Here is a 6046-nt window from a genome sequence, read left to right as displayed (position 1 = left end):
CACGGTATAGGCCCGTGCCGGGTAGTCACGGCGCAGCTTCAGTTGCCATTGCAGCAAGGGGTTGCTGGCCTGATGCTCTTTGAGCAGGCACTCGATGATCTCGGGCACTGAGCGCTCCCCGAACACCCGGCTGCTGCGGCGCAGCGACAAGAGATGCACGGCGGGTTTCAGCTGGATGGCGAACAGGCTCAGGCCGCCATTCGAGCCGCGCTGCTCGGCGCGCACCACCTGGCCACTGAAACGACGTGGCTGGCGGCGGTCGGTCAGCACCTGCAGCGTGGCGGCAGCGCCGATCAGCTGCTTCAACTCCCAATGGGTGGATTCGCTCAACAGCTGGATCTCGAACTCGAACCCCTCATCCAGCGCTTCCCAGCCGTCAAAGCTGGCGACGACAAAGTGGCCATTGAGACTGGCGGCGGGGCCGGCGAAGGTGAGTTGGAGGAGTCGGGCGTGTTGGTCGATGGGGGTGAAGAGCAGGCTGCGGCGGGCGGCGGTCATTGCTTGGCGGATCAGGAATGAAACGCCAGATTATATAAATGACAATTAAATAACAGCTAATTAATTCGATGGTTGGGATATAACGACACGCAACTATATCGCTGTTATCGCACCCTAAACCGCCCGCTTCAACACAGCAATGGTAATCGTCCCGTGCGCGCCATCGCTTGACGCTACACATGTCAGCGCGCCCTCAAGCACAGCGGATTATTTCTTGAATAACTTCTGCAACTGATCGGTCAGGGTGTCACCAGCCTTCTTCTGGATATCTGCTTTGTGTTTGTCCAATTGCTCGTTGAGCTTGGCCTTGGCGGTATCCTGCAGCATATTACGGTAGTCCAGCGCATAGCTTGGGGCCAGTAGCGAGCCCTTGACCCGCACTGGCACGGTGACGCCTTTCAGTTGATCAAGTTCGCGGCCTTCCTGCCCTTTGCTGGTGCCTACTATGCTGGCTTTCAACAGGTAATCGAGGGTTTTATCAGGCAGATTGATATCGCCCATGCCAGCGAGTCGTAACAGCGGGGATTTAGCAGTGAGATCTTCGTTGTGTGCCACACCATTGCGGATGGCAAATGAGGCCAGCAGTTCGGCAAAGTCGGTTTTCTCGGTCGCGCTGGCGGGCTTGACCTGCTCACCAGACAGCTGCCCCATCGATGCCTTGGCTTGGCGCAGCGTGGCACCGATATTGATGCCCTTGATCGCGCCATCTCGCAGCTGTGCAGCCAGATTGCCGTTCAAATTGCGCGTCAGTTGCTCAACGCTGCCGCCTTGGGTGGTCAGACTGGCCTGCAGGTTGCCGCGCCCTTCCAGCTTGTCATTCTTGGCCACCGCCACCAGCATCTTGCCGACGTCGATATTGGTCACCTTTGGGCTCAGCACGAAATGAGGCGAGGCAGTGGTGGTGGCTGAGGCTGACCCAGCCAGGTTGCCACCGAACAGATTCATGCTGAAAGGCGATAACTGAACCTGGCCATTACCCGCTTTCAATTCGACCGCCACGTCGTTCATCTTGATCTCACCGTATTGCAGGGCGCCGATGCGGGCTTTGCCTTGTGCATTCAGGTTTTTCAGACCAGACAGATCAATATTGCCGCCCGCACCGGGTTTGTCCTGGGTGGCCGGAGCCTTTTCACCAGCCGGTGCAGCCATATAGCGATCCAGGTTGAGTTGATCCAGCGCCAGGTCGAATCGATAGAAAGGCTTGGCCAGGTTGTCGATCCCTGCATCCAGATTCAATTTTGATTCATCCAGCACACCAGCCAGCTTCAAAGCCACCTGCTTGGGCGAGGCTTGTGCCTGTCCATTCAGATTGATGGCAACCTTCCCGCCTTTGGCTTGGGGGACTGCGGCCTCGCCTTGCAGTTTCAGCTGTGGCAGATTCAGTTGCAAAGTGGTCATGGCCAAGTTCAGCGGGCTTTGCAGCGTGGCTTTGACATGCTGGGCGGCTTGTTTGAACTCGACCTGTGCGACAAACTGTTTGGCTTGCACTTGTTGATCCGCACCGCTCAAGCCATCAATCTTGATATTGGCGTCAACTGTTTTGCTACCCTTGATGGCAGCTTTCAATTCAATCGCCTCCCCTGCCACTTTTGCCTGCGTCAGGTTGAGTCTGGGTGCGGTCAGCTTCGCATTCAGCGTATCTTGTTGCAGCCTGCCATCCAGGTCGAGTTTCAGATTCTCGATCTGATAGCTGCCAGCCTTCTGGTCGATCAACACATTGCCAGACACGGCCAGCACCATGGCTTTCAAAGCATCCAGGTCGCCCTTGGTGCCGAACTGGATATCATTGAAGCTGAACCGTCCCTGCTCTGGATCGAGATTGGCATCTCCCTGCAAGGTAATGGCCATGTTCACGGTAGGGGCTGAGTTGACCACGGTTGTCGCCAAGTCGATGTCCTTTACCTGCTTGGGCGTGACTTCCCCAGTCTTGAGCTGGATCGACTTCAGCGCTGTCTTACGTTTTTGTTGTTGGTCATCGAACATCAGGTCAGCATCCGCCAGCTTGATATGATCGATCTCCAATTCAACCGGGCTACTTTTCTCGTCTTTCTTGATCAAATCCGCGATATTGAGGGTGCCATCCGGCTTGCGGATCAGATTGGCGTGCAGGCCATTGACCTCGATCTCGTCGATCACATAGCGCTTCGACAACAATGGCCAGAGCTGCAATGAAACCCGGGCCTCGTTCAAACGCAGGAATTCCTGGTCACTTTGGTGTTCTGACAAGCTCACCTTGCCGATACGGGCGCCGATCGACGGAAACAGGCTGAGTTTGATGTCACCGTCGATGCGTAAAGTCCGCTGCTTTTCCGTTTTGACCAGATTGATGATCTGGGGCTTCAAAGTATTGGGGTCAAAGGTCAACGCCACGACGCCCACCACCCCTACCAGCACGGCGGCAACCCCACCTACGCCATACAGCACATAACGAATCGGTCGCTTCATCAATTCACCTGTTGGAAAACAAAACGGGTGGCGCGCCCACCCGTTTCCTTTGTAGCACAGTCAGCCTGAATCGTGGCTGTCGGCATGCAATACGCTGGCATAGGCCTCAGCTACGGTAAAAAAGCTTCATCCCCATCAGCCAATCACCAAGGCCATAACTGAAGGTGACCGCACGGGTGCTATGTTGACTGGCCACATGTTTCTCCAACGCACGATTCGCCCCCACCACGGCGCACGCCTCGTCGTGCACGGCTGAGGTTGCCCCGCCCACACCGATGGCACCCACCACGGTTTTATCGACACGCAACAGCGCACCACCCACGGCTCGCTCACCATATTGGCCCTGCGCATGTTTACTGACAGCCTGGGCCCGTTTTTGGCTGGTTGCCAGTGATTCAAGCGATGCAGACCCGCCCCGGTGCAGGATGTGCAACTGCCCCTGTGCATCCACCACCGCTGCCGATACCGCCATACCCTTTGCCGAACAGGCTTCGATCGCCGCCAATGCCGCATCACTGGCCAAAGATGCAGTCATCTGGGCAGGCTGGCCCCCGGCATGGGCAACAGCCATCAACCCAGGCACAGACACCATCCATAAAAATGGTAAAGCAACAGCCATACGACGAATTTGCATGGTATTTCCTCAATTTCCTGCACGAAGCCGAGCGCGACCGACAAGTGCTTGGGCACCACGCGCCGGTTGAATTGGCGAGATATTTGCATTATCAGATTGATATGGTCGTGTGGACAAGTTTATGCGCATTTGGTTTCCACCTGATGCAAAGAAAAATGTCGATCGATTATGATGGCCTAAGCCGTTTTCACGCCACGGCAAAGCCAATCGTGCAATGCTGCGCTATAATCCAGGCCATCCCGAGGAGCGCTGCGAGGTGAACATGATCCCCAGGCTCGGCAAGAATCAACTGCGCTCACCTGAATAACCCGTGCCGGGCACGGGATGCTTGGGTGAGCTTGCATCCCCCCGGCCACACGTCAAGGAAAGCACATGAACGCTGTGGTTGATAACAACTTCACCGATTACAAAGTGGCGGATATTTCGCTGGCCGATTGGGGCCGCAAAGAAATCCGCATCGCTGAGACCGAGATGCCGGGCCTGATGGCACTGCGCACCGAGTACGGTCGCGAGCAACCGCTGCGTGGCGCACGCATCGCGGGCTCGCTGCACATGACCATCCAGACTGCCGTGCTGATCGAGACATTGAAAGCACTGGGCGCGGATGTCCGCTGGGCCTCATGCAACATTTTCTCGACACAAGATCATGCTGCGGCGGCCATCGCGGCCACCGGCACGCCTGTATTCGCTTACAAGGGCGAATCACTGGAGGAATACTGGGACTATTCACATCGCATCTTCGAATTTGCCGATGGCGCAAACATGATTCTGGACGACGGCGGTGATGCAACGCTGTTGCTGATCTTGGGTGCCAAGGCCGAGCAAGACATCGCGGTCGTATCCCACCCGACCAATGACGAGGAAAAAGCACTATTCGCGGCCATCCGCAAGCGGGTTGCCGAACAGCCCGGTTGGTATTCCAAGCAGCTCGCAGGCATCAAGGGCGTGACAGAAGAAACCACCACTGGTGTGAAGCGCCTGTACCAGATGGCGAGCGAAGGCACCCTGCCCTTCCCTGCCATCAACGTCAACGACTCAGTCACCAAATCCAAATTCGACAACCTGTATGGTTGCCGTGAGTCACTGGTGGATGGCATCAAGCGCGCAACAGATGTGATGGTTGCAGGCAAAGTGGCCCTGGTTGCGGGCTATGGCGATGTGGGTAAGGGTTGTGCGCAATCATTGCGCGGCCTGGGCGCAACAGTGTGGGTCACGGAAATCGACCCGATCTGCGCACTGCAAGCCGCCATGGAAGGCTATCGCGTCGTCACCATGGAAGACGCATGCGACAAGGCAGACATTTTCGTGACCGCCACCGGTAACGTGAATGTGATCAGCCACGATCACATGAAAAAGATGCGTGATCAGGCGATCGTCTGCAACATCGGGCACTTTGACAGTGAAATCGATGTAGCAGGCCTACGCCAATATCAATGGGAAAACATCAAGCCGCAAGTCGATCACATCATCTTCCCAGATGGCAAACGTATCATCCTGCTGGCGGAAGGCCGACTGGTGAACCTGGGCTGCGCCACCGGCCACCCCAGCTTCGTAATGAGTAACTCCTTCACCAACCAGACGCTGGCCCAGATCGAACTGTTCACCCGTGGTGATCAGTACAACAACAGCGTGTTTGTGCTGCCGAAGCATCTGGATGAAAAAGTGGCCCGCCTGCACCTAGCCCGTATCGGCGCCAAGCTGACCCAGCTGACCGACGAGCAATCCACCTATCTAGGTCTGCAAAAAGACGGCCCATACAAGCCCGAGCACTATCGCTACTGATCATTGCCAGACGACAAGCCGCACATCTGTGCGGCTTGTTTGTTTCCAATGCCAGACTCGCGATACTACCGCCACAGACTTCAAATATCCCGTGCCAGCCAGGGCGGGGGCCTATCCAACGCCTGCCAGTGGGCTTCCAATCGTTGCCATACCAACTCTTTCTGAGCATCAGTCATGGCCACCCAATTGGCGACCTCAACAAAAGTGCGGCCACAACCCGCACAGATCTCGTCCCCCAAGGCAGTGGAACAACGGGCAATACAAGGGGAATCCGGACGAGACATGGCAACGATCTGTTCAATGGTTGGTGACAGGCCGTTAGTTTACCCCATCCGCCCACCTTCACATCCCTTGACCAAACACTTCCATTCATCGTGAGGTAGCGACTGTTTGTCAAACGCACAGCCGCCAGTCAGCGCAGGCACTCAAATTCATCCGTATGTGATTTAGTAAGGTAGACTATGACATGCGTCAGATAAATGCCTATGCCGCTTCGCATAAAATGACGAGGCTGTTTGGCATCGCATCACGTCCACCTAACTTGAGCACCGGGCCACACCTAAGATAAGGAAATCTCACTATGAACGCGGAGCTGACCTTTCCCCACCACGGTATACCAAGAATTAGTTAGCATGGAGGGCGATAGGAGCTCACATGCGCAAGGCGAGATTCAACGAAGTCCAGATC

Annotated in this window: 5 protein-coding genes and 1 riboswitch; of the genes, 1 reads left to right on the top strand and 4 read right to left on the bottom strand. The window is 56.0% G+C overall.

All coding sequences use genetic code 11. From position 1 onward, the window contains the following. The 3 genes from HNQ59_RS18890 to HNQ59_RS18880 all read right to left on the bottom strand — a co-directional run. On the bottom strand, positions 1-498 hold a 498-nt coding region (locus HNQ59_RS18890; RefSeq protein WP_221320297.1), incomplete at its 3' end, for a contractile injection system protein, VgrG/Pvc8 family. 207 nt (positions 499-705) lie between these two features. Next, positions 706-2943 carry an AsmA family protein gene (locus HNQ59_RS18885; protein WP_184041949.1) on the bottom strand — a complete coding sequence of 746 codons (2238 nt, stop codon included), beginning with the start codon at positions 2941-2943 and terminating at the stop codon, positions 706-708. Positions 2944-3049: 106 nt separating this feature from the next. After that, positions 3050-3577, bottom strand: a complete 528-nt coding sequence (locus HNQ59_RS18880; protein ID WP_184041948.1) for a heme-binding protein — start codon at positions 3575-3577, stop codon at positions 3050-3052. Positions 3578-3812: 235 nt separating this feature from the next. Then, a riboswitch (S-adenosyl-L-homocysteine riboswitch) is annotated at positions 3813-3881 on the top strand. 68 nt (positions 3882-3949) lie between these two features. On the opposite strand from HNQ59_RS18880, the gene ahcY reads away from it, so the two are divergent. Then, positions 3950-5359, top strand: a complete 1410-nt coding sequence (ahcY, locus tag HNQ59_RS18875; protein ID WP_184041947.1) for an adenosylhomocysteinase — start codon at positions 3950-3952, stop codon at positions 5357-5359. Positions 5360-5439: 80 nt separating this feature from the next. On the opposite strand, the gene HNQ59_RS18870 is transcribed toward ahcY, so the two are convergent. Then, positions 5440-5643 (bottom strand): DUF1289 domain-containing protein, encoded by a 204-nt coding sequence (locus HNQ59_RS18870; RefSeq protein ID WP_184041946.1) that lies wholly within the window; start codon positions 5641-5643, stop codon positions 5440-5442. Positions 5644-6046 lie beyond the last annotated feature (403 nt).

This window comes from Chitinivorax tropicus (assembly GCF_014202905.1).
GTDB classification, from domain to species: domain Bacteria; phylum Pseudomonadota; class Gammaproteobacteria; order Burkholderiales; family SCOH01; genus Chitinivorax; species Chitinivorax tropicus.
Note: the sequence above shows the minus strand (reverse complement) of the source record. Positions and strands in the feature narration are given on the sequence as shown.